Source organism: Pseudomonas sp. NY15374 (genome assembly GCF_048068255.1).
GTDB classification, from domain to species: domain Bacteria; phylum Pseudomonadota; class Gammaproteobacteria; order Pseudomonadales; family Pseudomonadaceae; genus Aquipseudomonas; species Aquipseudomonas machongensis.
On record NZ_JBLUPZ010000004.1, the window covers coordinates 118,605 to 141,083 of the forward strand.

At 64.0% G+C, this 22,479-nt stretch carries 26 protein-coding genes; 10 read left to right on the top strand and 16 right to left on the bottom strand.

Annotated elements, in window-relative coordinates; all coding sequences use genetic code 11:
- Positions 1 to 29 precede the first annotated feature (29 nt).
- The 3 genes from rsmD to ACNFHO_RS11415 are packed head-to-tail and all read right to left on the bottom strand — an operon-like array spanning position 30 to position 3,470.
- Positions 30 to 623 (bottom strand): 16S rRNA (guanine(966)-N(2))-methyltransferase RsmD, encoded by a 594-nt coding sequence (rsmD, locus tag ACNFHO_RS11405; RefSeq protein WP_112899429.1) that lies wholly within the window; start codon positions 621 to 623, stop codon positions 30 to 32.
- The gene (locus ACNFHO_RS11410) at positions 623 to 2,122 is read right to left on the bottom strand and encodes a M16 family metallopeptidase (protein ID WP_063541635.1); all 1,500 of its coding nucleotides are present in this window, start codon (positions 2,120 to 2,122) and stop codon (positions 623 to 625) included. The genes rsmD and ACNFHO_RS11410 overlap by 1 nt, the downstream gene beginning before the upstream one ends.
- Positions 2,115 to 3,470, bottom strand: coding sequence for a M16 family metallopeptidase (locus tag ACNFHO_RS11415; RefSeq protein WP_054891160.1), 1,356 nt, complete (start codon positions 3,468 to 3,470; stop codon positions 2,115 to 2,117). Before ACNFHO_RS11415 ends, ACNFHO_RS11410 begins: the two co-directional genes overlap by 8 nt.
- A 230-nt stretch (positions 3,471 to 3,700) precedes the next feature.
- Here ACNFHO_RS11415 and ftsY point away from each other — a divergent pair, with 230 nt between their 5' ends.
- From ftsY to rpoH, 4 genes are all read left to right on the top strand, one after another.
- Positions 3,701 to 5,200: a signal recognition particle-docking protein FtsY gene (gene ftsY, locus ACNFHO_RS11420; RefSeq protein WP_416766317.1), complete on the top strand. Its 1,500-nt coding sequence runs from the start codon at positions 3,701 to 3,703 to the stop codon at positions 5,198 to 5,200.
- A complete protein-coding gene (ftsE, locus tag ACNFHO_RS11425; protein WP_011531723.1) occupies positions 5,197 to 5,868 on the top strand; it encodes a cell division ATP-binding protein FtsE in 672 nt (223 codons plus the stop codon). Before ftsY ends, ftsE begins: the two co-directional genes overlap by 4 nt.
- Positions 5,865 to 6,890, top strand: coding sequence for a permease-like cell division protein FtsX (gene ftsX, locus ACNFHO_RS11430; protein WP_416766319.1), 1,026 nt, complete (start codon positions 5,865 to 5,867; stop codon positions 6,888 to 6,890). Before ftsE ends, ftsX begins: the two co-directional genes overlap by 4 nt.
- A gap of 111 nt (positions 6,891 to 7,001) precedes the next feature.
- Positions 7,002 to 7,856, top strand: coding sequence for an RNA polymerase sigma factor RpoH (rpoH, locus tag ACNFHO_RS11435; protein ID WP_063541627.1), 855 nt, complete (start codon positions 7,002 to 7,004; stop codon positions 7,854 to 7,856).
- 78 nt (positions 7,857 to 7,934) lie between these two features.
- Here rpoH and mtgA read toward each other — a convergent pair whose 3' ends face one another.
- Positions 7,935 to 8,645: a monofunctional biosynthetic peptidoglycan transglycosylase gene (gene mtgA, locus ACNFHO_RS11440; RefSeq protein WP_416766321.1), complete on the bottom strand. Its 711-nt coding sequence runs from the start codon at positions 8,643 to 8,645 to the stop codon at positions 7,935 to 7,937.
- A 64-nt stretch (positions 8,646 to 8,709) separates the two neighbouring features.
- Here mtgA and ACNFHO_RS11445 point away from each other — a divergent pair, with 64 nt between their 5' ends.
- From ACNFHO_RS11445 to trmB, 4 genes are all read left to right on the top strand, one after another.
- Positions 8,710 to 9,081: a DUF423 domain-containing protein gene (locus ACNFHO_RS11445; RefSeq protein ID WP_054891165.1), complete on the top strand. Its 372-nt coding sequence runs from the start codon at positions 8,710 to 8,712 to the stop codon at positions 9,079 to 9,081.
- 102 nt (positions 9,082 to 9,183) lie between these two features.
- A complete protein-coding gene (gene thiS / locus ACNFHO_RS11450; protein ID WP_054891258.1) occupies positions 9,184 to 9,384 on the top strand; it encodes a sulfur carrier protein ThiS in 201 nt (66 codons plus the stop codon).
- Between the two features lie 53 nt (positions 9,385 to 9,437).
- A complete protein-coding gene (locus ACNFHO_RS11455) occupies positions 9,438 to 10,232 on the top strand; it encodes a thiazole synthase (RefSeq protein ID WP_008092966.1) in 795 nt (264 codons plus the stop codon).
- Between the two features lie 9 nt (positions 10,233 to 10,241).
- The gene (gene trmB, locus ACNFHO_RS11460; RefSeq protein ID WP_054891167.1) at positions 10,242 to 10,964 is read left to right on the top strand and encodes a tRNA (guanosine(46)-N7)-methyltransferase TrmB; all 723 of its coding nucleotides are present in this window, start codon (positions 10,242 to 10,244) and stop codon (positions 10,962 to 10,964) included.
- Between the two features lie 55 nt (positions 10,965 to 11,019).
- Here trmB and ACNFHO_RS11465 read toward each other — a convergent pair whose 3' ends face one another.
- The 9 genes from ACNFHO_RS11465 to ACNFHO_RS11505 all read right to left on the bottom strand — a co-directional run bounded on the left by ACNFHO_RS11465 (position 11,020) and on the right by ACNFHO_RS11505 (position 17,583).
- Positions 11,020 to 11,346: a DUF3392 family protein gene (locus ACNFHO_RS11465; protein WP_054891168.1), complete on the bottom strand. Its 327-nt coding sequence runs from the start codon at positions 11,344 to 11,346 to the stop codon at positions 11,020 to 11,022.
- Between the two features lie 9 nt (positions 11,347 to 11,355).
- Positions 11,356 to 12,534, bottom strand: coding sequence for a radical SAM family heme chaperone HemW (gene hemW / locus ACNFHO_RS11470; RefSeq protein ID WP_416766323.1), 1,179 nt, complete (start codon positions 12,532 to 12,534; stop codon positions 11,356 to 11,358).
- Positions 12,531 to 13,127 carry an RdgB/HAM1 family non-canonical purine NTP pyrophosphatase gene (gene rdgB, locus ACNFHO_RS11475; RefSeq protein WP_054891170.1) on the bottom strand — a complete coding sequence of 199 codons (597 nt, stop codon included), beginning with the start codon at positions 13,125 to 13,127 and terminating at the stop codon, positions 12,531 to 12,533. Before rdgB ends, hemW begins: the two co-directional genes overlap by 4 nt.
- Positions 13,124 to 13,558: a DUF4426 domain-containing protein gene (locus ACNFHO_RS11480; protein WP_063541623.1), complete on the bottom strand. Its 435-nt coding sequence runs from the start codon at positions 13,556 to 13,558 to the stop codon at positions 13,124 to 13,126. Before ACNFHO_RS11480 ends, rdgB begins: the two co-directional genes overlap by 4 nt.
- A 24-nt stretch (positions 13,559 to 13,582) precedes the next feature.
- Positions 13,583 to 14,203 (bottom strand): methionine biosynthesis protein MetW, encoded by a 621-nt coding sequence (metW, locus tag ACNFHO_RS11485; RefSeq protein ID WP_112899423.1) that lies wholly within the window; start codon positions 14,201 to 14,203, stop codon positions 13,583 to 13,585.
- Positions 14,204 to 14,210: 7 nt separating this feature from the next.
- Entirely contained in the window at positions 14,211 to 15,350 is a 1,140-nt protein-coding gene (gene metX / locus ACNFHO_RS11490) for a homoserine O-succinyltransferase MetX (RefSeq protein ID WP_054891173.1), read from the bottom strand.
- Positions 15,351 to 15,438: 88 nt separating this feature from the next.
- Entirely contained in the window at positions 15,439 to 16,029 is a 591-nt protein-coding gene (locus ACNFHO_RS11495; RefSeq protein ID WP_416766325.1) for a YggT family protein, read from the bottom strand.
- Positions 16,030 to 16,039: 10 nt separating this feature from the next.
- The gene (proC, locus tag ACNFHO_RS11500; protein WP_054891175.1) at positions 16,040 to 16,858 is read right to left on the bottom strand and encodes a pyrroline-5-carboxylate reductase; all 819 of its coding nucleotides are present in this window, start codon (positions 16,856 to 16,858) and stop codon (positions 16,040 to 16,042) included.
- A gap of 38 nt (positions 16,859 to 16,896) precedes the next feature.
- A complete protein-coding gene (locus ACNFHO_RS11505) occupies positions 16,897 to 17,583 on the bottom strand; it encodes a YggS family pyridoxal phosphate-dependent enzyme (protein ID WP_063541619.1) in 687 nt (228 codons plus the stop codon).
- Positions 17,584 to 17,648: 65 nt separating this feature from the next.
- On the opposite strand from ACNFHO_RS11505, the gene ACNFHO_RS11510 reads away from it, so the two are divergent.
- A complete protein-coding gene (locus tag ACNFHO_RS11510) occupies positions 17,649 to 18,650 on the top strand; it encodes a type IV pilus twitching motility protein PilT (RefSeq protein ID WP_416766328.1) in 1,002 nt (333 codons plus the stop codon).
- Positions 18,651 to 18,706: 56 nt separating this feature from the next.
- Here ACNFHO_RS11510 and ACNFHO_RS11515 read toward each other — a convergent pair whose 3' ends face one another.
- Positions 18,707 to 19,339: a C40 family peptidase gene (locus ACNFHO_RS11515; protein ID WP_054891178.1), complete on the bottom strand. Its 633-nt coding sequence runs from the start codon at positions 19,337 to 19,339 to the stop codon at positions 18,707 to 18,709.
- Between the two features lie 168 nt (positions 19,340 to 19,507).
- On the opposite strand from ACNFHO_RS11515, the gene ACNFHO_RS11520 reads away from it, so the two are divergent.
- Complete coding sequence (locus ACNFHO_RS11520; RefSeq protein WP_063541615.1) at positions 19,508 to 19,927, top strand: NINE protein; 420 nt, start codon at positions 19,508 to 19,510, stop codon at positions 19,925 to 19,927.
- 47 nt (positions 19,928 to 19,974) lie between these two features.
- On the opposite strand, the gene ACNFHO_RS11525 is transcribed toward ACNFHO_RS11520, so the two are convergent.
- Together ACNFHO_RS11525 and argS are read right to left on the bottom strand one after the other, a co-directional pair.
- On the bottom strand, positions 19,975 to 20,673 hold the full coding sequence (locus ACNFHO_RS11525; protein WP_054891179.1) for an SPOR domain-containing protein: 699 nt from the start codon (positions 20,671 to 20,673) through the stop codon (positions 19,975 to 19,977).
- Between the two features lies 1 nt (position 20,674).
- The gene (gene argS, locus ACNFHO_RS11530) at positions 20,675 to 22,411 is read right to left on the bottom strand and encodes an arginine--tRNA ligase (RefSeq protein ID WP_054891180.1); all 1,737 of its coding nucleotides are present in this window, start codon (positions 22,409 to 22,411) and stop codon (positions 20,675 to 20,677) included.
- Between the last annotated feature and the right edge of the window lie 68 nt (positions 22,412 to 22,479).

Genomic DNA, 22,479 nt, shown 5'->3' on the forward strand with positions numbered 1-22,479 from the left:
GTGCTATTTAAATCTTAGCGCTCATGGTTTCAGCCACGTTGCCACAGGGCGTAGTTCACCTGACCCGTTTTCTTTTCCCGGTGCAAGCGCCAGTTGCCGGGCATCGGCAAGCTGGAGGGCGAGGCTTCGCTTTCGGTATAGATCCAGGCCTGTTCTCGCAGCCACTGGTGTTCCTCCAGCAGGTTGCAGGCGTCTGCCAGCAGGTCCTTGTGGAAAGGCGGGTCGAGGAACACCACATCGAACTGCTGCTTGGCCGGGCCGCCGAGATAGCGCAGGGCGTCGGTCTGCAGGATCTGCCCACGGGGGCAGCGTAGCAATTCGAGGTTGTGCTTGAGGTTGGCGATGGCTGCGGGATTGCTGTCCAGTGCCACCGCATCGTCGGCGCCGCGCGAAAGGGCTTCGAGCACCAGCGCGCCGCTGCCGGTGAAGGCGTCCAACACGCGGGCGCCTTCGATGTAGGGGGCCAGCCAGTTGAACAGGGTCTCACGCACGCGGTCGGGTGTCGGGCGCAGGCCTTCGCCCTCGGGCACCGCCAGGCGACGGCTGCGCCACTCGCCGGCGATGATGCGCAGGTGCCCAGCTCCCTTGCTTTGGGTCTGGGCGGGGTTGGAGGGTCTTGCCATCAGTGCTCCGGTACGCCGAGCGGTTGCTCGGAAGGTTTGTCTGTGGGCGGTGGCAGCGGTTTTTGCGGCACGCTCGGGCCTGCGGTGACGATCACCAGCTTGTCCACTGCCAGGTGCTTGTTCATCGCCGCCTTGACCTGCTCGACGGTCAGCGCCTGGGATTGTTGCATGAAGTCTTCGAGCCAGGTCAGCGGCAGATTGTAGAAGCCGATGGCGCCCAGTTGGCCAACGATGCTCGCGTTGCTGGCATTGGAGAGCGGGAAGCTGCCGGCCAACTCACGTTTGGCATCGTCCAGCTCTTGCTGGGTCGGGCCGTTCTTCAGGTAGTCGGCGAGGATGTCCTGGACCAGCTTGAGCGTGCCTTCGCTGAGTTCGGCGCGCGTCTGCAGGTTGATCATGAACGGGCCGCGCACCTGCATCGGGCTGAATACCGAGTACACACCGTAGGTGAGGCCGCGTTTTTCCCGCACTTCGCTCATCAGGCGTGTGCCGAAGGCGCCGCCGCCGAGGATCTGGTTGCCCAGCGACAGTGCTGGCCAGTCAGGGTCCTGGCGAGTGATGCCCAGTTCGGCGAGCATCAGGTGGGTCTGCTTGGACGGGAAATCGATATGAGTCGCGCCCGGCTTGGGCTCTGCTGGTTCGCCAGGGCTGGCCAGCGCCGGACCCTTGGGCAGGGCGGCGGAGAGCTGCGCGGCGATGGCTTCGGCCTCACTGCGGCTGAGGTCGCCGACCAGGGCGATCACGGCATTACCGGCAGCGTAGGCCTTGGCGTGAAAGTCGCGCAGTTGTGCCTGGCTGATACCCGGGATGCTTTCGGCGGTGCCGTCGCTGGGGTGGGCGTAGGGATGGCTGCCGTAGAGGTTGGCGAACAGCGCCTTGCCGGCCAGCTTGCCAGGGTTCTGCTTCTCGTACTCGAAGCCTGCCAGTAGTTGGTTCTTGATGCGCTTGAGGGCGTCTTCGGGGAAGGTCGGCTTGCCGACCACGTCGGCGAACAGTTTTAGCGCCGGGTCGCGTTTGTCCGGGGCGCTCAGGCTGCGTAACGAGGCGATGGCCATGTCGCGGTACGAGCCGTTGCCAAAGTCGGCACCGAGCCCCTCGAAGCCTTGGGCGATCGCGGTGACGTCCTTGCCGGCCACACCCTCGTTGAGCATGGCGTTGGTCAGGGTGGCCAGCCCGGAGACGTTGCCGTCCTGGCTGCTGCCTGCGGCGAAGGTCACGCGCAGGTCGAACATCGGCAGCTCGCGGGCTTCGACGAACAGGACCCGCGCGCCTTCGGCGGTGGTCCAGTTCTGGATGTTCAGCTGGCGTCGACTGGGGGATTTGCCATCGAGCTCGGCCAGCGACTGCAGGGTGTTGGCCGGGCGTGCGGCGTTGCTGTCGGGCTGACCGGCGGCATTATCCGATTGCGCCGGGCGGGCCAGCAGCAGGGCCAGCGCCACGATCGCAGCCAGGATGCCGAGGCCGAACAGGGTATAGCGGGGGGCGCTGCGATCACTCATGAGCGGACTCCTCGGGCAGAACATGGGCAACGCTCAGGCGTTCGCGGGTGAAATAGGTGCGCGCGGCGTCCTGAATGTCCTGGGGAGTGACGCGCTTGAGGTCGTCCAGCTCGCTGTCGATAAGCTTCCATGAGAGGCCCACGGTTTCCAACTGACCGATGGTGGTGGCCTGGCTGCTGATCGAGTCGCGGTCGTAGACCAGGCCGGCGATGACCTGGGCACGCACGCGCTCCAGTTCTTCTGCAGTGGGTGGCGTGTTCTTGAGCTCGTCCAGCAACTGCCAGACGCCCTTCTCGACGTCGGCGAGGGTCTTCTGCTTCTGCACGTTGGGGGTGGCGGAGATCAGGAACAGGCTGTCACCCCGGGTGAAGGCGTTGTAGCTACTCGAGGCACCGGCCACCAGCTCCTGGCCGCGCTCGAGGCGTGCCGGCATGCGCGCACTGTAGCCGCCGTCGAGCAGCGCCGAGATCAGGCGCAGGGCCTGGGCGCTGCGTGGGTCCTTGGCAGTGGCCAGGCCTGGGACGTTGAAGCCGTAGATCAGGCTGGGCAGTTGGGTGCGTACGTGAAGAGTGAGCTGGCGCTGGCCGGGTTCGGCCAGTTCGAGTGGCAGTTTGGCGGGAGGAATGGCGCGTTTGGGGATGGCGGCGAAGTATTTGTTCGCCAGGCCCTTGACCTCATCGACGGTGACATCGCCCACCACCACCAGCGTGGCGTTGTTCGGTGCGTACCAGGATTCGTACCAGTGGCGCAGTTCCTCGACCTTCATCCGCTCAAGGTCGGCCATCCAGCCGATGGTCGGTGTGTGGTAGCCGCTGGCCGGGTAGGCCATGGCGCGGAACAGTTCGAAAGCCTTGGCGTTGGGCTGGTCGTCGGTGCGCAGGCGGCGCTCTTCCTTGATGACTTCGATTTCACGGCTGAACTCGTCGGCCGGCAGGCGCAGGCTGGCCAGGCGGTCGGCCTCGAGCTCCAGGGCTACCGGCAGTCGGTCGCGGGCCAGCACCTGGTAATAAGCGGTGTAGTCATCGCTGGTGAAGGCGTTTTCCTCGGCGCCGAGGTCGCGCAAGATGCGCGAGGCTTCGCCCGGACCGACCTTGGCGCTGCCCTTGAACATCATGTGCTCAAGCGCATGCGACAGACCGGTCTGGCCTGGCGTCTCGTAGCTGGAGCCGACCTTGTACCAGATCTGCGATACCACCACTGGCGCGCGATGGTCTTCGCGCACTACGACCTTCAGGCCGTTGTCGAGGATGAATTCGTGGGTCGGTTGCGTATCGGCGGCCAGGGCCGCAAGCGGCAGGCAGAGCGTGCCGAGCAACAGGCCAGCGGCGCGGCGGGCTAGAGCATTCATACGATGGATAACCTGTACGACGGCCCGCGGGGTTTAGCGTACGCGGGCCAGGAGGTGCTAGGATACTGATCCGGTTGCCTGGCGACCATGCCTGTCGCCGTTCTGGCCCACAGGACACTACGACAAAACGTTGCGCATGAACCAGCCGGCTTCAAGAGAGTCTGTTCTGCGTATAGAGAATTCCCGATGCCCAATGATGGTGCATCGCTACCCTGAGATAGCCGTCTTCCATGTTTGGTTCCAACGACGACAAGAAAGCGCCGGCCGAGGCCGGTGAAAAGAAAGGCCTGTTCGGCTGGTTTCGCAAGAAGCCGCAGCAACCTGTCGCCGAACAGCCGCAAGCCCCCGAGCAGCCCGTTAACGAGCCGGTAGCGCCAGCCACGCCCGTCGAGCAGGCCGTTGTCGCTCCGCTCGAGCCGGTTGCCGCCGATGCGCCGGTTGTGCCAGATGAAGTGCCGCCGTCGGTAGAAGCTCCCCAGGCCATACCTGCGCAGCCCGTCGAGGTCGAAATCCCGGCTCCGGTGGCTGAGGCCCCGGTGGCTGCGCCGGTCAGCAATCTGGTATTGCCTGTCGCCGAGGAGCCCGTGGCGCTGGTCCCTGACCTGGAACCGAGCGAACCGCCAGTCATTCCCGAGCGCCCTGTCGCGAGCCCTGAGCCTGTGGCAGCGGTTGTCGTCGAGCCTGAGCCGGTAGTTGTCACGCCCGTGGCCGAGGCGCCTGCGCCTGCACCGGTGGAGCCCCAGCCCGAGCCTGCCCTTGTCGAGCCAGAACCCGTGGTTGCCGCTACCGAGCAGTCCAAGCCCGGCTTCTTCGCCCGCCTCAAGCAGGGCCTGTCCAAGACCAGTGCCAGCATTGGCGAAGGCATGGCCAGCCTGTTCCTGGGCAAGAAGGTCATCGACGACGACCTGCTCGACGAGATCGAGACTCGCCTGCTCACTGCCGACGTAGGCGTCGAGGCCACTTCGCTGATCGTCCAGAATCTCACACAGAAGGTTGCCCGCAAGCAGTTGGCAGACGCCGATGCACTGTACAAGTCGCTGCAGGAAGAGTTGGCCGCGCTGCTGCGTCCGGTCGAGCAGCCTCTGAAGATCGAAGCCCAGAGCAAGCCCTATGTGATCCTTGTCGTCGGCGTGAACGGCGCAGGCAAGACCACTACCATCGGCAAGCTGGCCAAGAAGCTGCAACTCGAAGGCAAGAAGGTCATGCTCGCTGCCGGCGATACGTTCCGTGCGGCTGCGGTAGAGCAGTTGCAGGTCTGGGGCGAGCGCAACCAGATCCCGGTGATCGCCCAGCACACCGGCGCCGATTCGGCCTCGGTGATCTTCGATGCCGTGCAGGCCGCCAAGGCCCGTGGCGCCGACGTGCTGATCGCCGACACCGCCGGACGTCTGCACACCAAGGATAACCTGATGGAAGAGCTGAAGAAGGTCCGTCGGGTCATCGGCAAGCTCGACGCTGACGCGCCGCACGAAGTCCTGTTGGTGCTGGACGCGGGCACCGGACAGAACGCCATCAGCCAGGCCAAGTACTTCAACCAGAGCGTCGAGCTGACCGGCCTGGCCCTGACCAAGCTGGACGGCACTGCCAAGGGCGGTGTGATCTTCGCCCTGGCCAAGCAGTTCAGCCTGCCGATCCGCTTCATCGGGGTCGGTGAGGGTATCGACGATCTGCGGACCTTCGAGGCCGAACCCTTCGTCAAAGCCCTGTTTGCCGAGCGTGAGCACCCATGATCCGATTCGAGCAGGTCGCCAAGCGCTACCCCAATGGCCATGTCGGCCTGCATGAGCTGAGTTTCCGGGCACGCCGGGGCGAATTCCTGTTCGTCACCGGCCACTCCGGCGCGGGCAAGAGCACCTTGCTGCGCCTGCTGCTGGCGATGGAGCGCCCGACCAGCGGCAAGCTGCTGCTGGCCGGCCAGGACCTGGGTCAGATCAGCAATGCGCAGATCCCGTTCCTGCGCCGCCAGATCGGCGTGGTGTTCCAGAACCACCAACTGCTATTCGATCGCACCGTGTTCAACAACATCGCATTGCCGCTGCAGATCCTCGGGCTGTCCAAGGCAGAGATCGCCAAGCGCGTGGATTCGGCGCTGGAGCGCGTGTCGCTGTCGGACAAGGGCGAGCTGTTCCCCGCTGACCTGTCGACCGGGCAGCAGCAGCGCGTGGGCATCGCCCGTGCCATCGTCCACCAGCCGGCGCTGCTGCTGGCGGACGAACCCACCGGTAACCTCGACCCGCGGCTGGCCGCAGAGATCATGGGCGTGTTCGAAGACATCAACCGCCTGGGCACCACGGTGCTGATCGCCAGCCACGACCTGGCGCTGATCGCGCGCATGCGTCACCGCATGCTGACGCTTCAGCGCGGACGACTGATCGGCGATGGGGAGGCCGGACAATGAGCACTACGCGTATGCCAAAGGTCTCCGAGCGCGTTGCGCCCAAGGCCGCCGACCCGAAGCCGGAAAAACAGCGCGGTGGCCATGATGACGATGGTCCGGATTTCCGCACCCTGTTGAACGCCTGGCTTGAAAGCCATCGCGCCAGCCTCGCCGACAGCCTTCGCCGCCTGGGCAAGCAGCCAATCGGCAGCTTCTTCACCTGTCTGGTGATGGCGGTGGCACTGAGCATGCCCATGGGCCTGTCGCTGCTGCTGAAGAACGTCGAGAAGCTCGGGGGTTCCTGGCAGCGCGCAGCGCAGATTTCGCTTTATCTCAAGCTCGATGCGGGTAGCAAGGAAGGAGAAGCGCTGCGCGATGAGATCAAGGGCATGCCCGGCGTGGCCGAGGCGACCTACGTCAGCCGCGAGCAGGCGCTGCAGGAGTTCCAGCAGCAATCCGGCCTGGGCGAGGCCTTGCGCGAGTTGCCGGACAACCCGCTGCCGGGTGTGGTGGTGGTGACGCCGACCGAAGTCGACAAGCCGGCGCTCGAAGCCTTGCGTCAGCGCCTGTCGGAATTGCCGCGGGTCGAAGTGGCTCAGTTGGATCTGGTCTGGGTCGAGCGCCTGGCGGCGATCCTCAAGTTGGGTGACCGTTTTGTCTTCGGCCTGGCGGTCATGCTGATTTCCGCGCTGCTTTTGGTAATTGGTAACACAATTCGGCTGCACATCGAGAACCGCCGTGTCGAGATCGAAGTGATCAAGCTGGTCGGCGGTACCGACAGCTACGTGCGGCGCCCTTTCCTCTACATGGGAGCCTTGTACGGCCTGGGTGCGGGCGTGTTGGCGTGGGGCATCCTGGCGTTTGGCCTGAACTGGCTGAACGACGCGGTTGTCGGGCTTTCCGGGCTGTACAACAGTGACTTCGCCCTGGGCGGGGTACCTGGGTCCGATGGTCTGTCACTCTTGATTGGTGCGGTGCTCTTGGGGTATATCGGTGCTTGGATTGCGGTCGCTCGCCACCTGAACGAGCTTGCACCGCGATAATGCTTTCTTGCCAGCATTGACTTTTTTTCATCCAGGAACTTCTTTCATGGTTCCGGAGTCAATGATGGCAGTGCCCACAAGGCACGAGTCCAGTGAGTCGGAGGTACTTGAATGACCACTTCGTTGCAACCTGCCTATGCCCTGGTGCCCGGTGCGAACCTGGAAGCCTACGTGCACACGGTCAACAGCATTCCGCTGCTGACGGTCGAGCAGGAGCGTGAACTGGCCGAGCGTCTCTATTATGAGCAGGATCTTGAGGCCGCTCGGCAAATGGTGATGGCCCACCTGCGTTTCGTCGTACATATCGCCCGCAGCTATGCCGGCTACGGGTTGGCCCAGGCTGACCTGATCCAGGAAGGCAACGTCGGCCTGATGAAGGCGGTCAAGCGCTTCAACCCCGAGATGGGCGTGCGCCTGGTGTCCTTCGCCGTGCACTGGATCAAGGCAGAGATCCACGAGTTCATCCTGCGTAACTGGCGTATCGTCAAGGTCGCCACCACCAAGGCGCAACGCAAGCTGTTCTTCAATCTGCGCAGCCAGAAGAAGCGTCTGGCCTGGCTGAATAACGATGAAGTGCACCGTGTCGCCGAAAGCCTGGGCGTCGAGCCTCGGGAGGTGCGCGAGATGGAAAGCCGCCTGAGCGGTCAGGACATGGCCTTCGATCCGGCAGCCGATGCCGACGACGACAGCGCCTTCCAGTCGCCTGCGCACTACCTTGAGGATCACCGCTACGATCCTGCCATGCAGCTCGAGGATGCCGATTGGAACGACAACTCCAACAGCAACCTGCACGAGGCACTCAGTGGCCTGGATGAGCGCAGTCGCGACATTCTCTATCAGCGCTGGCTGGCCGAGGAAAAGGCCACGCTGCACGAGCTGGCAGAGAAGTACAGTGTATCGGCCGAGCGGATTCGTCAGCTCGAGAAGAACGCGATGAGCAAGGTCAAGGCACTGATCACGATCTGATCGGCGCCCTGACTGAAAAGCCGCCTGTCCCTCGCGGGGCAGGCGGCTTTTTGTTGGTCGCATGGGACTGCAAGCGCATCAAGGCTTGCGTGCGCTCTCCAACTGCATCAGGTAACTGGTTCCCCCGAGCTGGCTCATCTGTCGTCGAATCCATCCCGCCCGGCTGGCGACATAGGTGCTCGGGCGGCTGGCGCTCCACTTGATCGGGCTGGGCAGCACTGCAGCGAGCTGGCTGGCCTGTTGGCGAGTGAGGCGACTGGCATCGACGCCGAAGTGATAGCGCGCCGCTGCTTGGGCGCCGAATACGCCCGGACCCCATTCGGCGCTGTTGAGGTAGACCTCGAGGATCCGCTCCTTCGACCAGAACAGCTCCATCAGGCTAGTGAACCAGGCTTCCAGACCTTTGCGAAACCAGCTGCGCCCCGACCACAGGAACAGGTTCTTCGCCACTTGCTGGGAGAGCGTGCTGGCGCCGCGGATACTGCCGCCGCGCTCGTTATGTGCCAGCGCCGCCTGGATCGCGGGAATGTCGAAACCCCAGTGGTTGGCGAAGTGCTGGTCCTCGCCCGCGATAACGGCCACCTTGAGCTCGTCGGAGATCTCGTCCCAGGGCGTCCAGTCGCGCTGCAGGTCGATCGGCTCGCCACTGAACCAGGACTGCACCTTGCGTTCGACCATCAACGCAGTGCCCGGTGGTGGCACCCAGCGCAGCACGAGCACCAGCACGATGCTGCCGGCGGCGAACCAGAGCAGTGCGCGGGCGAGACGGCGGATCAGGGATGACAGCATGTCGATAGCTTGGCCGGACCGATGGAACGGGCCATTATACAGACCCCTCTCGAGGAGTCGTCCCATGCTTCGCAGCTTCCTGATGCTCGCCGCGTTCTTTGGCTTTACGGGTGTGGCCCTGGGTGCCTTTGCCGCACACGGCCTGAAGAACCGTCTTACCGCCGATTACCTGGCGATCTTCCACACCGGCGTCACTTATCAACTGGTCCACGCCCTGGCGATCCTGGCGGTCGCGCTGCTTTCGGTGCACTTGCCGGGGCGTCTGGTCGGATGGGCGGGCGGGCTGTTCGCAGTCGGTATCCTGCTGTTCTCCGGCAGCCTTTACGTGCTGACCCTCACCGGGTTGGGCAAGCTTGGCATCATCACCCCCATCGGCGGCCTGTGCTTCCTCGCCGGCTGGCTGTGCCTGGGGCTGGCAGCCTGGCGCCTGGGCTGACCAGGCGGTCGGGAATCGCGACTAATGGCGTGTGTCGCCCTTGGGTTGCAAGGCTGATCGGGGCTAGAATGCGGGCCCCAATGAACGATGGTGGCCGTGCGCATGCGCATTCAACTGAACGGTGAACCTTACGAACTGCCTGCGGGCGAGAGCGTCGCGGCCCTGCTGGGCCGGCTGGAGCTGGTCGGGCGTCGTGTGGCGGTGGAGCTGAACCTGGACATCGTGCCGCGCAGCCAGCACGAAAGCACCCTGTTGAACGAGGGTGACCAGGTCGAAGTGGTCCACGCCATCGGTGGCGGCTGACGCTTCTGCCGTGCCCCACCCGCAAGTCCCGCAACCTTTCCAGAGGAACAACGATGAGCAACGTTCGTAGCGACAAGCCCTTCACCCTGGCCGGACGCACTTTCCAGTCGCGCCTGCTGGTCGGCACCGGCAAGTACCGTGACATGGAAGAAACCCGCTTGGCCATCGAAGCCTCGGGTGCCGAAATTGTCACCGTCGCCGTGCGCCGTACCAACCTCGGCCAGAACCCGGGCGAGCCGAACCTGCTCGATGTGCTGCCGCCGGACCGCTATACCATTTTGCCGAACACCGCCGGTTGCTATGACGCCGTCGAAGCCGTACGCACCTGCCGCCTGGCCCGTGAGCTGCTCGATGGCCACAACCTGGTGAAGCTGGAAGTGCTGGCCGACCAGAAGACTCTGTTCCCCAACGTGATCGAAACCCTCAAGGCTGCCGAAGTGCTGGTCAAGGACGGTTTCGACGTGATGGTTTACACCAGCGACGATCCGATCATCGCCCGTCAACTGGCCGAAGCCGGCTGTATCGCCGTGATGCCGCTGGCGGGCCTGATCGGTACCGGGCTCGGGATCTGCAACCCCTACAACCTGCAGATCATCCTGGAAGAGTCCAAGGTGCCGGTACTGGTCGACGCCGGTGTAGGTACCGCCTCCGACGCGACCATCGCCATGGAAATGGGCTGCGAGGCCGTGCTGATGAACTCCGCTATCGCTCACGCCCAGCAGCCGGTGCTGATGGCCGAAGCGATGAAGCACGCCATCGTCGCCGGTCGCATGGCCTATCTGGCCGGGCGTATGCCGAAGAAACTCTATGCCAGCGCCTCGTCGCCGCTGGATGGTCTGATCAAGTAAGAGCCCCTGATGACTGAATCGCAAGAAACGCCGATCACCGCTGAAGGCGAAGAGCGCCCGCACCGCCGCATCAAGAGTTTCGTGATGCGCGCAGGCCGCATGACCGAAGGCCAGCAACGTGGCCTTGATCAGGGTGGCCCGCTGTTTATCCTGCCCCTGGCCGACAGCCCGGTGGATTATGACCAGGTGTTCGGCCGCTCGGCGCCGCGCACCCTGGAGATCGGCTTCGGCATGGGGCACTCCCTGCTGGAGATGGCCGCTGCTTCGCCTGAGCTGGACTTCATTGGCGTGGAAGTGCACCGCCCGGGTGTTGGCGCGCTGCTCAACGGCGTGCTGACTCAAGGGCTGAAGAACCTGCGGGTGTACGACTGCGATGCCATCGAGGTGCTCAACCGCTGCGTGGCCGACAACAGCCTCGATCGCCTGATGCTGTTCTTCCCCGATCCTTGGCACAAGGCGCGCCATCACAAGCGCCGCATCGTCCAGCCCGAGTTCGCCGAGCTGGTACGGCGCAAACTCAAGGTCGGCGGTGTGTTCCACATGGCCACCGACTGGGAGCCCTATGCCGAGCACATGCTGGACGTGATGAAGGTCGCGCCGGGCTACCGTAACCAGGCGGCTGACGGCGCTTACGTGCCGCGGCCTGAAGAGCGGCCGATCACCAAGTTCGAGCGTCGCGGCGAGCGGCTCGGGCATGGCGTCTGGGATTTGAAGTTCGAGAAGCTGGACTGATCGAAAAAACGCCCTGAGAAGGGCGTTTTTCATTTGGCTGGCCTGTACGCGTGGGTTAACCGCGACGATCCGCCACCACGCCGATGAGCACCAGCACCACCAGCAGCACCGGCGCCAGCGCATAGTTGTTGAATTGCGCCAGCGCCTTCACCACCCAGGGCGTGGCATAGATCAGCGCCGCGCCGCTGCCGATCATCACCAGCAGCGCCATGAAAGGTACGCGCAGGGCGCCAGCGAGGCCACCCAGGCGCTGGTCGACCCAGCCTTTGAGGTCGGTGCCGAACAACACCAGCAAGCACCCCACGAGCGCCAGCGAAATTTCTGACAGGTTGCTGCGGCTCCAGCGGGAAACGGTCGAGAGCAGGTCAAGTACCAGGTCCATGGGTCATCCTTAATTCAAGAAGTACTGCAGCAGGTCGTTGAGGAACAACTGGCCCCGCGGTGTCGCCGCCAGTCGATCGGGTTCGACCTGCAGTAGGCCCTTTTGTTCGGCAGCACGGCGTGCTTCTGCCAACTGTGCCAGCGGCAGGCCGGTGCGTCGGGTGAAGAGTTCGGCCTCCACGCCATCGGTCAGGCGCAGGGCATTCATCAGGAATTCGAACGGCAACTCATCGGCGGGCAACAGCTTCTCGCCGGCTTTGAAGGGCTTCGCCGGGTTGAGATAGTCCTTGGGCAGGCGGGTCTTCCAGGTGCGCAGGATACGCCCGTCCGGGAACGACAGCTTGCCATGCGCCCCCGCGCCGATGCCGATGAAGTCGCCAAAGCGCCAGTAGTTGAGATTATGCCGTGCTGCGCGTCCTGGCTGAGCGTAGGCCGAAACTTCGTACTGGTGGTAGCCATGTTCGGCCATCAACGCTTGGCCGGCCTCCTGGATGTCCCAGAGGATGTCGTCCTCGGGCAGTTCGGGCGGCTGGTTCCAGAATACGGTGTTCGGTTCCAGGGTGAGCTGGTACCACGACAAGTGCGTAGGCGCGAGTGCGATGGCCTGGCCCAGGTCACCCAGCGCCTCGTCCAGCGACTGGTCCGGCAGGCCGTGCATCAAGTCCAGGTTGAAGTTGTCGAAACCTGCTGCGCGGGCCATGTCTGCAGCGCGCACGGCCTCATCGCCGTTGTGGATGCGCCCGAGCTTTTCGAGCTTGCTCGGCTGGAAGCTCTGCACACCGATGGATAGACGGTTGATGCCGGTCTGGCGGTAGGCCTTGAACTTGTCCTGCTCGAAGGTGCCGGGGTTGGCTTCGAGGGTGATCTCGATGTCCGGGGCGAACGGGATCCGTTGCTCGATGCCTTGCAGCAGGCGCCCCAGCGAGGCGGCACTGAACAGGCTTGGCGTGCCGCCGCCGAAGAAGATCGTGCTGATCGGGCGGCCCTGCACCGCAGGCAGTTCCTGGTCCAGGTCGGCGAGCAGGGCGTCGATGTAGTCGTCTTCGGGCAGCGTCGGGCCGGCCTGGTGCGAGTTGAAGTCGCAATAGGGGCACTTGCGCACGCACCAGGGGATGTGGATGTACAGCGACAGCGGCGGGCGCTCTGGAAGGATCAGGCCCGCCGGCTGCAGGGACGGCTGTTCGGTCATGCCAGGCCCAGACGCTGACGCAGCAGGGCCATGGCGCGGGCGCGATGGCTGAGCTGGTTCTTCTCGAGCGGTGCGAGGTCGGCGCTGGAGCAGTTGCGCTCCGGTACCCAGAACAGTGGGTCGTAGCCGAAGCCATGGTCGCCGCTGGCCTCGAACAGGATGCGACCGTGCCACAGGCCTTCGCAGAGAATCGGCAGAGGGTCGTCGGCATGGCGCACCAGGGCCAGGACGCAGACGAACTGCGCGCCGCGCTGCTCCTCGGGCACGTCCTTCAGGGCATCGAGCAGCTTGGCGTTGTTCGCCGCATCACCCTTGCCGTCGGCGTAGCGAGCCGAGTAGATGCCCGGTGCGCCGCCCAGGAAGTCCACCGCCAGGCCCGAGTCGTCGGCCAGTGCCGGCAAACCGGAAAGGCGCGCGGCGTTGCGGGCCTTGAGAATGGCGTTCTCGACGAACGACAGGCCGGTCTCCTCCGGCTCGACCTGGCTGAATTCGCCGATCGAGCGCAGTTGCACGGAGCCGCCAAGCATGGCCTGGAGCTCTTTCAGTTTGCCGGCATTGTGGCTGGCCAATACGAGTTGCTGGAAATTCATCATTCGCCTGGGAACACTTCCTGGTTGAAGCTGAGTGTGTGGCTGAGGCCGCCGGTTTCGATATTGAGGTCGAAGGTCAGGGTTTCAGCCTGTGCGATCTTGAACTGGGCGATGTAGTACACCGCACCTTGGTCGGTGATCTGCCTGAACGACAGCGGGCTGCTGCGGCCGGTGAGGTCCTTGACCGTGCCGCTGACCACCGCCGTGCCAGGCTTGCCGGCCTTGAGCACAGCGATGTTGAGCACGCCCTGATTCTTGCTGCGGACAAGGCCGGTGGCTGCGGCGATGTCCGGCTGCAGCATGCTCGAGGTGAAGGCGCTGTAGTGCACCGTGACGTCGCCGAAGTCCTGCTTGCGCTCGGGACGGGCGGCGTCGGCAGCCAGCACTGGCCAGGCCAGGCACAGGCTGATCAGCAAGAGAGCGAGACGACGCATGGTGCCATTCCTCCGATAGGTGGATCAGACCGCGACCTGGTGCTCCTGCAGCCCAGGACTGCTGACCCGATAGATGCCGATCTCTCCCAGAAGATTAGGCCAAAGCCGACCGCCCCACCCGTTGCGGTGACGGTTGTCGACGGCCAGGCGATCGAGCACCTTGGCATTGCGCTCGTGGCACAGGTTCTCGAAGTCTTGGAAGGTGCAGAAGTGGATGTTCGGGGTGTTGTACCAGGTGTAGGGCATGAAGTCTGACACCGGCATGCGTCCTTTGGTGGCCAGGTACCAACGGCAGCGCCAGTGGCCGAAATTGGGGAAGGTGATGATGCACTGGCGGCCTACCCGCAGCATCTCGTCGAGAATGCGGTCGGGGTATTCCACGGCCTGCAGGGCCTGGGTCATGACCACCACGTCGAAGCTGTTGCTGGCAAAGTTGCCCAGGCCCTTGTCCAGGTCTTGCTCGATGACGTTGACGCCCTTGTTCACGCACTCGGCGATGTTGTCGGCGTCGATCTCCAGGCCATAGCCGGTGACGTTCTTGCGATCACGCAGCGAGGCCAGCAGTTCGCCATTGCCGCAGCCCAGGTCGAGTACCCGGCTGCCGGCGGGGATCCAGTCGTGGATGATTTCCAGGTCGGCTCTCATGCGGTCCTCAGAGGGTGATGCGGTTCATGTAGTTCGCGAAACCCTGCATGTAGCGCGGGGTCGGGATGAGGAAGGCGTCGTGGCCGTAGGGCGAGTCGATGTCCAGGTAGCAGACGTTCTTGCGCGCAGCCATCAGGGCATCGACGATCTCTCGCGAGCGTGCTGGCGAGAAACGCCAGTCGGTGGTGAACGACATGATGCAGTAATGCGCGGTGACATGCGCCAGCGTGGCGGCCAGGTCGCCATCGTGGGCGGCGGCCGGGTCGAAGTAGTCCAGCGCCTTGGTCATCAGCAGGTAGGTGTTGGCATCGAAGCGCCCCGAAAACTCCTCGCCCTGGTAGCGCAGGTAGCTCTCGACCTGGAACTCGACGCTGTGGAAGTCGTAGTTGAGCTTGTCGCTCTTGAGCTCCCGGCCGAATTTCTCGCCCATCGAGTCGTCGGACAGGTAGGTGATGTGCCCGACCATGCGCGCCAGCATCAGCCCGCGCTTGGGGATCACGCCCTGGTCCTGGAACGAACCGCCGTGGAACTCGGGGTCAGTGAGGATGGCCTGGCGTGCCACTTCGTTGAAGGCGATGTTCTGTGCCGACAGCTTGGGCGCCGAGGCGATGTCCACGCAGTGGCGTACGCGATCGGGGTAGGTGATGGTCCACTGCAGCGCCTGCATGCCGCCCAGGCTACCGCCGACGATGGCGGCCCAGGTCTGGATGCCGAGGCGATCGGCCAGGCGGGCCTGGCTGTGTACCCAGTCTTCCACGGTCAGAACCGGGAAATCCGCGCCATAGGGCTTGCCGGTAGCCGGGTTGAGGCTGCTCGGGCCGGTGCTGCCATTGCAGCCGCCGAGGTTGTTCAGGCTGACCACGAAGAAGCGGTTGGTGTCGATCGGCTTGCCCGGGCCGATGCAACTGTCCCACCAGCCCGGCTTGCGGTCGGTGGCAGCGTGGTAGCCGGCGGCGTGGTGGTGACCGGACAGTGCGTGGCAGATCAGCACGGCATTGCTGGCGCTGGCGTTGAGCTGGCCATAGGTTTCGTAGATGAGTTCGTACGAGGCCAGCGCGCGGCCACAGGCCAGGGCCAGCGGTTCATCGAACCGGGCGATCTGGGGGGTTACCAGACCGACGGAATCTTCGGGAAAGACAGTGGACATCGACCCTGCTCACGCTTGACGGAAGCGTAAGTCTAAAGAGCGCTACCCCCAGCGGCAAGCAAAGGCTGCCGCTGGATGACGCGGTGGTTCAGATCATTCGCCACAGCTGTTCCGGCATGCCGGCATAGGCAGCCAGTTGTGGCATCAGGAACGACTGGATCACCTGGATGGCGATGAAGGCGAAGATCGGCGAAATGTCCATGCCGCCGAGGTTGGGCACCAGGCGGCGGAACGGCGCCAGCACTGGCTCGCTGATCTGGTAGGCCAGTTCGGCGGCGGGGTTGTGGCTGTTCGGCGCGACCCACGAGACGATCACCATGACGATCATCGCGACCCAGAAAATCTTCAGGAACAGCGAGGTGATGCCGAGAATCGCCCACATCAGCAGGTGCAGGATGTCGCCGAAGGTGCCGTAGGTGACCATCAGCACGAAGGCCATCAGCAGCGCCTGGATCACGATCGCCAGCAGCAGCGAAGAGGTGTCCAGGCCAGCGATGCTGGGAATGACCCGGCGGATTGGCTCGAGCAGCGGTTGGGTGGCGCGCACGGCGAACTGGCTCAGCGGGTTGTAGAAGTCGGCCTTGACCAGTTGCAGCACGAAGCGCAGCAAGACGATCACCAGGTACAGGCTGACCAGGGTTTGCACCACGAAGATCGCGGCGTCGGACAGTGCATTCATCGACAGCTCCTTATTTGCCCAATTGTTCGGCCAGCTCGGCGGAGCGCGTGGCCGCAGCCTGCAGCGCCTGCTCGACGATGGCCTCGAAACCGTTGGCCTGGAACGACTTGATCGCCGCTTCGGTCGTGCCGGCGGGCGAGGTGACGCGGCGGCGCAGTTCGGCGGCATCGACATCGCTGGCAACCGCCATGTGCGCGGCGCCCAGGGCAGTCTGCAGGGTCAGTTGCGAGGCGGTTTCACGCGGCAGGCCGAGCTTCTCGCCGGCAGCGGTCATGGCCTCGATCAGCAGGAAGAAATACGCCGGGCCGCTGCCGGAGACCGCGGTCACGGCGTCCAGCTGCTGCTCCTGTTCCAGCCACAGGGCGGTGCCGACCGCAGTCAGCAGTTGCTCTGCCTGCTGGCGTTGTTCGCCGGAGACCTGAGCGGTGGCGTACAAGCCGCTGGCACCTTGGCGCAGCAGCGATGGCGTGTTGGGCATGCAGCGCACCACCGGGATTTCGCCCAGCCAGCTCTGCAGGCTCTGGCAGGTGATGCCGGCAGCGATGGAGACCACCAGTTGGCCCGGCGCCAGGGTTGGTTTCAGGGTCTCGCACACGGCTTTCATGACCTGTGGCTTGACCGCCAGCACGATCACGTCCACGCCATCGATGGCCTGGGCGTTGCTTTCGAAGGTTTCGATGCCGTGCTCGGCCTTGATCCGGGCGCGGGTCTCGGCACCCGGGTCGCTGGCGCGGATCTGCGCGGCGTCCAGGCCCTGGGCGCGCAGGCCGCCGATCAGGCTGGCGGCCATGTTGCCGGCGCCGATGAAGGCAATACGAGTCTTGCTCATGTCAGGTCCTTGAAGGAGAGAGTGAGTAAAGCATGGAATCAGGGCTGGCCGTAGTCGCGGGCGCCGAACAGGGCGGTGCCGATACGGACCCAGGTCGCACCCTGGGCGATGGCTGCTTCCAGGTCGTGGCTCATGCCCATGGACAGCGTGTCCAGGCCAAGGCCCAGGTTTTCCTGTAACTGGCGCAGGCGGGCGAAGGCGGCCTCCTGGGTGGCGCGGTCGTCGCTGGGCTCGGGAATCGCCATGAGCCCGCGCAGACGCAGGTTGGGCAGTTCGGCCACGGCCTGGGCCAGTGCCGGCAGATCGGCCGGGGTGCAGCCCGATTTGCTGTCTTCGCCGCTGACGTTCACCTGCAGGCAGACGTTCAGCGCTGGCAGGCCGCTGGGGCGCTGCTCGCTCAGGCGTTGGGCGATTTTCAGGCGATCCACGCTGTGTACCCAGTCGAAGTGTTCGGCAATGGCCTTGGTCTTGTTCGACTGGATGGGGCCGATGAAGTGCCAGATCAAGGGCAGGTCACGCAATTCATCTTGCTTGGCCAGGGCTTCCTGCAGGTAGTTCTCGCCGACGTCGCGTACGCCAGCGGCGTGGATTTCGCGAATGGCGGTGGCGGGCTTGGTCTTGCTCACGGCCAGCAGGTGTACGCTGGCGGTGTCGCGTCCAGCGGCTCGGGCCGCGTTGTCGATGCGTTCGCTGATAGCGCGAAGGTTGTCTGCTAGGGTGGACATGGATCGATGCCGGCAGCTCAGTGGTGTGCGGCATTCTACCTGCTTGATGGCCTTTGGGGAGTCTCATGGATGTGACCGACCTGTTGGCCCGGGCCGTGGCAGCGGGGGCTTCGGACCTGCACCTGGCTGCGGGCGAGGCGCCGCTGTGGCGCCTGGATGGCGAATTGCAGCGCCTGGCGTTGCCTGCCTTGCAAAGCGAAATGATCGAGAAAGGCTTGGCGCCCTGGCTCGAAGCTGATCAGCGGCGCCTGTGGCCGGCGGCTGAGGAAATCGATCTGGCCCTTGATCTGCCTGGGCTTGGCCGTTTTCGTCTGAACCTGTACCGGCAGTATCGGGGGTTGGCCGCAAGCCTGCGGCTGATACCTGCACAGGTGCCAACGGTCGAAGAACTCGACCTCATGGAAGTGTATCGAGTCATTGCCCAGTGCCGTGATGGCCTGGTGCTGGTGGGTGGTCCGACCGGCAGTGGCAAGTCCAGCACACTGGCTGCTTTGATCGCGCAGCTTGATCGTGAGCGCTCAAACCACATCCTCACATTGGAAGATCCGGTCGAATTCGTGCACCGCGCCGAGCGCTGCCTGATCACTCAGCGCGAGATCGGCCGCCACAGTCGCGATTTTGCCCAGGGGTTGCGCAGTGCCCTGCGCCAGGATCCGGATGTGATCATGATCGGGGAATTGCGTGATCTGGATACCATTCGTCTGGCGCTGCGAGCGGCGCAGACCGGGCATCTGGTGCTGGCCACGGTGCATACGCGAACAGCGGCGAGCAGCATCGATCGTCTGGTGGACGTGTTCGCCGCCGAAGAGAAGCCGCTGGTGCGCGCCATGTTGGCCGAGTCGTTGCGTCTGGTGGTGGCGCAGGTGCTGGTGCGTCGGGTGGGTGGTGGCCGGGTGGCGGCGCGGGAGGTATTGGTGGCGACGCCAGCGGTGCGCAACCTGATTCGCGAAGGGCGGATGGCGCAGTTGCAGTCGGTGATGCAGACCGGCACGGCGCAGGGGATGGTGACGATGGAAGGGGCGATGCAGGCGTTGATGAAGCGGGGAGTGATCGACGGGGCAGGGTGAAACTGCTGGCCTCTTCGTGGGTTTGCCCGCGAAGAAGCCAGAGAGAGAAACCTACATCAACGCTTGGCCAGCCGCAGCGCCTCCTGCTCCTTGGGCAGCACGCGCTTGGCAACCACATAATGCTTCTGCCAGTACGGTTTCTCGAGGCTGTCGATGCTCACCCGCTTGCCGGTGCGCGGCGCGTGGATGAAGCGGTCGTTGCCCAGGTAGATGGCAACGTGATTGACCCGACGGCTCTTGATGTTGAAGAAGATCAGGTCGCCGGGCTTGAGGTCATCCCGCGCCACTTTCACGCCATGCCCCTGGGCCATGGCGTTCGAGGTGCGTGGCAGATCGACGTCGGCGACATCGTTGAAGGCGTACTTGACCAGGCCGCTGCAGTCGAAGCCCTTGCCAGGCGTGCTACCGCCCCAGCGGTAAGGCGTGCCGAGCACGTTGACGGCGCGGCTGAGTACTTCGCTGCTCTGCTTGGGCGACATCGCCGCCACTTTCAGCGCGTGGTTCTTCGCGGCATTTGCCGGACGCGCACGCAGGCTGACCTGCTTGGCGGGGGTGCGTTTCACGGAAACATCGGCGTTGGAGGTGTAGCCAGTGAATCCGTTGGGAAGTCGTTGCTCACGGTTGGTGGCGTGGGCGGCCAGGGGTAACAATAGGCAGAGGGTCAGCCATGTCTTGAAGAAAGGCGGCATAGTTGAAGCTCTTTATGGATGTTTATAGATGTTGGCGCGCAACTTTATAACAGCTTTTTGATCAAAATCTGATCCGTTGGTCGTGTGGCTGGGTACCATACGTCGGGGCAAAACGAAAAAGTCACATTTTTCGTTAGAAAATTTTCGGCTATCCCACGAGGGTTTTGAATGAATACGTATCAACAGGGTGCGCCGCTTCATGACACACACAGCAAGGTCATCGGGTACCTGCTGTGGATCTTCGGCTTCACCGGCTCGCACCGTTTCTACTACGGCAAGCCGATCACCGGGACGATCTGGTTCTGCACGCTGGGCTTGCTGGGTATCGGCTGGCTGATCGACCTGTTCCTGATCCCGTCCATGGACCGCGAGGCTGACCTGCGGTTCCAACCAGGGCCGGTGAACTACAGCGTGGCGTGGGTGCTGCTGACGTTCCTGGGTATTTTCGGCATTCACAGGCTTTACCAGGGCAAGTGGATCAGCGCACTGATCTACCTGTTTACCGGCGGCCTGTTCCTGATTGGCGTGCTGTATGACTTCTGGACCCTCAACACCCAGGTGTCCGAGGTCAATGGCAGGCAGCGCTGACTCCATCAGAAAAAAGGCCTTGTCGCAGTGCGGCAAGGCCTTTTTCGTTACTGGCGGGTCTGTCGCTGCTGCAGCAGCAGGTTGCTGAAACCTGCTCCGGCCAGCTGCTTCTGTGCCACGGTCAGTTGTTCACGGTTGCTGAACGGACCGACCAGTACGCGGTACCAGGTTTCTTCCTTCACCGTCCCCGATTCCACCTTGACCACCTGGCCGAGCAGGATGATCTGCGCACGTACCTTGTCGGCATCGGCTTCCTTGCGGAACGAACCGGCCTGGAGGAAGAACTGCGTGGTCGCTGCAGGCTTGATCACTGGTGGAGCCGGTGGTGGCGTCTGCCCCGACAGCGCAGCCTGGGCTCGGGCCGTGTCGATCTTCGCGGCTTCGGCAGGAGTGACCGGCGTGACCGGCTGGGCCGGCACGGGCGGCGTCTTCTCCGGCACCGCTTCAGGCGGCACGATCACTTCCGACTCTGGCAGCAGGGTGTAGAAGTCGTACTTGGGCTTGATCGGCTGCGGCGTGGTCGGCGTGCTGCCTTTGGCCGCCTCGGCGACCTTGGCGGGCTTCTGCTGTTCAGGCTTGGCACGCTTGATGTCATCGCCGCCGGGCTCGAGCTTCATCAGGAAGACAATGAATGCACCTACGGTCAGGCCGACCGCCAGCCACACCCAGCCCGGGATCGGCTGTTTGGCGGGTGGCTGGTGACGGCTGGCGCCGCGCTTGGGCGCGGGTTTTTTCTTGGCAGCCAACTTACATGCGCTCCAGGGTTTCCAGGCCGAGCAGCTCCAGGCCCTGCTTGAGAGTACGGCCGGTCAGCGCGGCGAGACGCAGGCGGCTCTGCTGCTGTTCGACGGTTTCGGCGGTGAGGATCGGGCAGTTCTCGTAGAAGCTGGAGAACAGGCCGGCCAGGTCGTAGAGGTAGCTGCACAGCACGTGTGGGGTGCCTTTTTCGGCGACGTTGTTCAGCGTTTCGCCGAACTGTGCCAGGCGAGCCGCCAGGTCCTGCTCGTGGGCAGCCTGCAGCACGATGTCGCCCTCGACTTCGTCGAAGCCCTTGCCCAGCTTGCGGAACACACCGGCCACGCGGGTGTAGGCGTAAAGCAGGTAGGGCGCGGTGTTGCCTTCGAAGTTGAGCATCAGTTCGAAGTTGAAGCTGTAGTCGCTGGTACGGTGCTTGGACAGGTCGGCGTACTTCACCGCGCCGATCCCGACCACTTCACCGATGTGGCGCAGTTCGTCCTCGGCCAGGCTCGGGTTCTTTTCCTTGACCAGCGCATAGGCGCGCTCCTTGGCTTCGCTCAGCAGGTCGATCAGCTTCACGGTGCCGCCGTCGCGGGTCTTGAACGGACGGCCATCGGCGCCGTTCATGGTGCCGAAGCCCATGTGCTCCATTTTCATCGGGTGCCCGACGAAGCCGGCGCGACGCGCCACTTCGAACACCTGGTTGAAGTGCAGCGCCTGGCGTTGGTCGACGAAGTACAGGGCGCGATCGGCCTTGAGCACATTGCTGCGGTAGCGCACCGCAGCCAGGTCGGTGGTGGCGTACAGGTAGCCGCCGTCGGCCTTTTGCACGATCACCGGCAGCGGCTCGCCTTCGGTGTTCTTGAACTCTTCCAGGAACACGCACTGCGCGCCCTGGCTTTCGACCAGCAGACCCTTGGCCTTGAGGTCGGCGACTACGTTGGCGAGGTCGGCGTTGTAGGCACTTTCGCCCATCACGTCGGCCATGGTCAGCTTGACGTTGAGCAGTTCGTAGGTCTTCTGGCAGTGCGACAGCGAGATATCCTTGAAGCGCGTCCACAGCGCCATGCACTCGGGGTCGCCAGCTTGCAGCTTGACCACCAGGCCACGGGCGCGGTTGGCGAAGTCTTCCGATTCGTCGAAGCGCTTCTTCGCCGCGCGGTAGAAGTTTTCCAGGTCCGACAGCTCGTCGCTGGTGATGGGGTTTTCTTCCAGGTAGGCCAGCAGCATGCCGAACTGGGTGCCCCAGTCGCCCACGTGGTTCTGGCGGATCACCTCGTCGCCGAGGAATTCCAGCACGCGCGCGACGCTGTCGCCGATGATGGTCGAGCGCAGGTGGCCGACATGCATCTCCTTGGCCAGGTTTGGCGCCGACATGTCGATGACCACTTTTTCCGCTGCGCCGGCCTTGCGCACGCCCAGGTGGGCATCTGCAAGTGCCGCCTCCAGGCGGTTTGCCAGGGCGTCGGTGTTCTGGAAGAAGTTGAGGAAGCCGGGGCCGGCGATCTCGACCTTGCTGATGTCGGCGCTGGCAGGCAGGGCGGCGATCAGCTTGTCGGCCAGGTCGCGCGGCTTCATGCCTGCCGGCTTGGCCAGCATCATGGCGATGTTGCTGGCGAAGTCGCCGTGGGTCTTGTCGCGGGCGTTTTCCACCTGGATCGCCGGCGTCAGGCCTTCAGGCAACACACCTTCGTTGACGAGTTGGGTGAGGGCTTGCTGGATCAGCTGGCGAATGGTGTCTTTCATCGGGTTCTCTTTTCGACCGCAAGCGCGGTGCAGCGCTTCGATGCGCAGGTGGAAAAACGGAACATTAT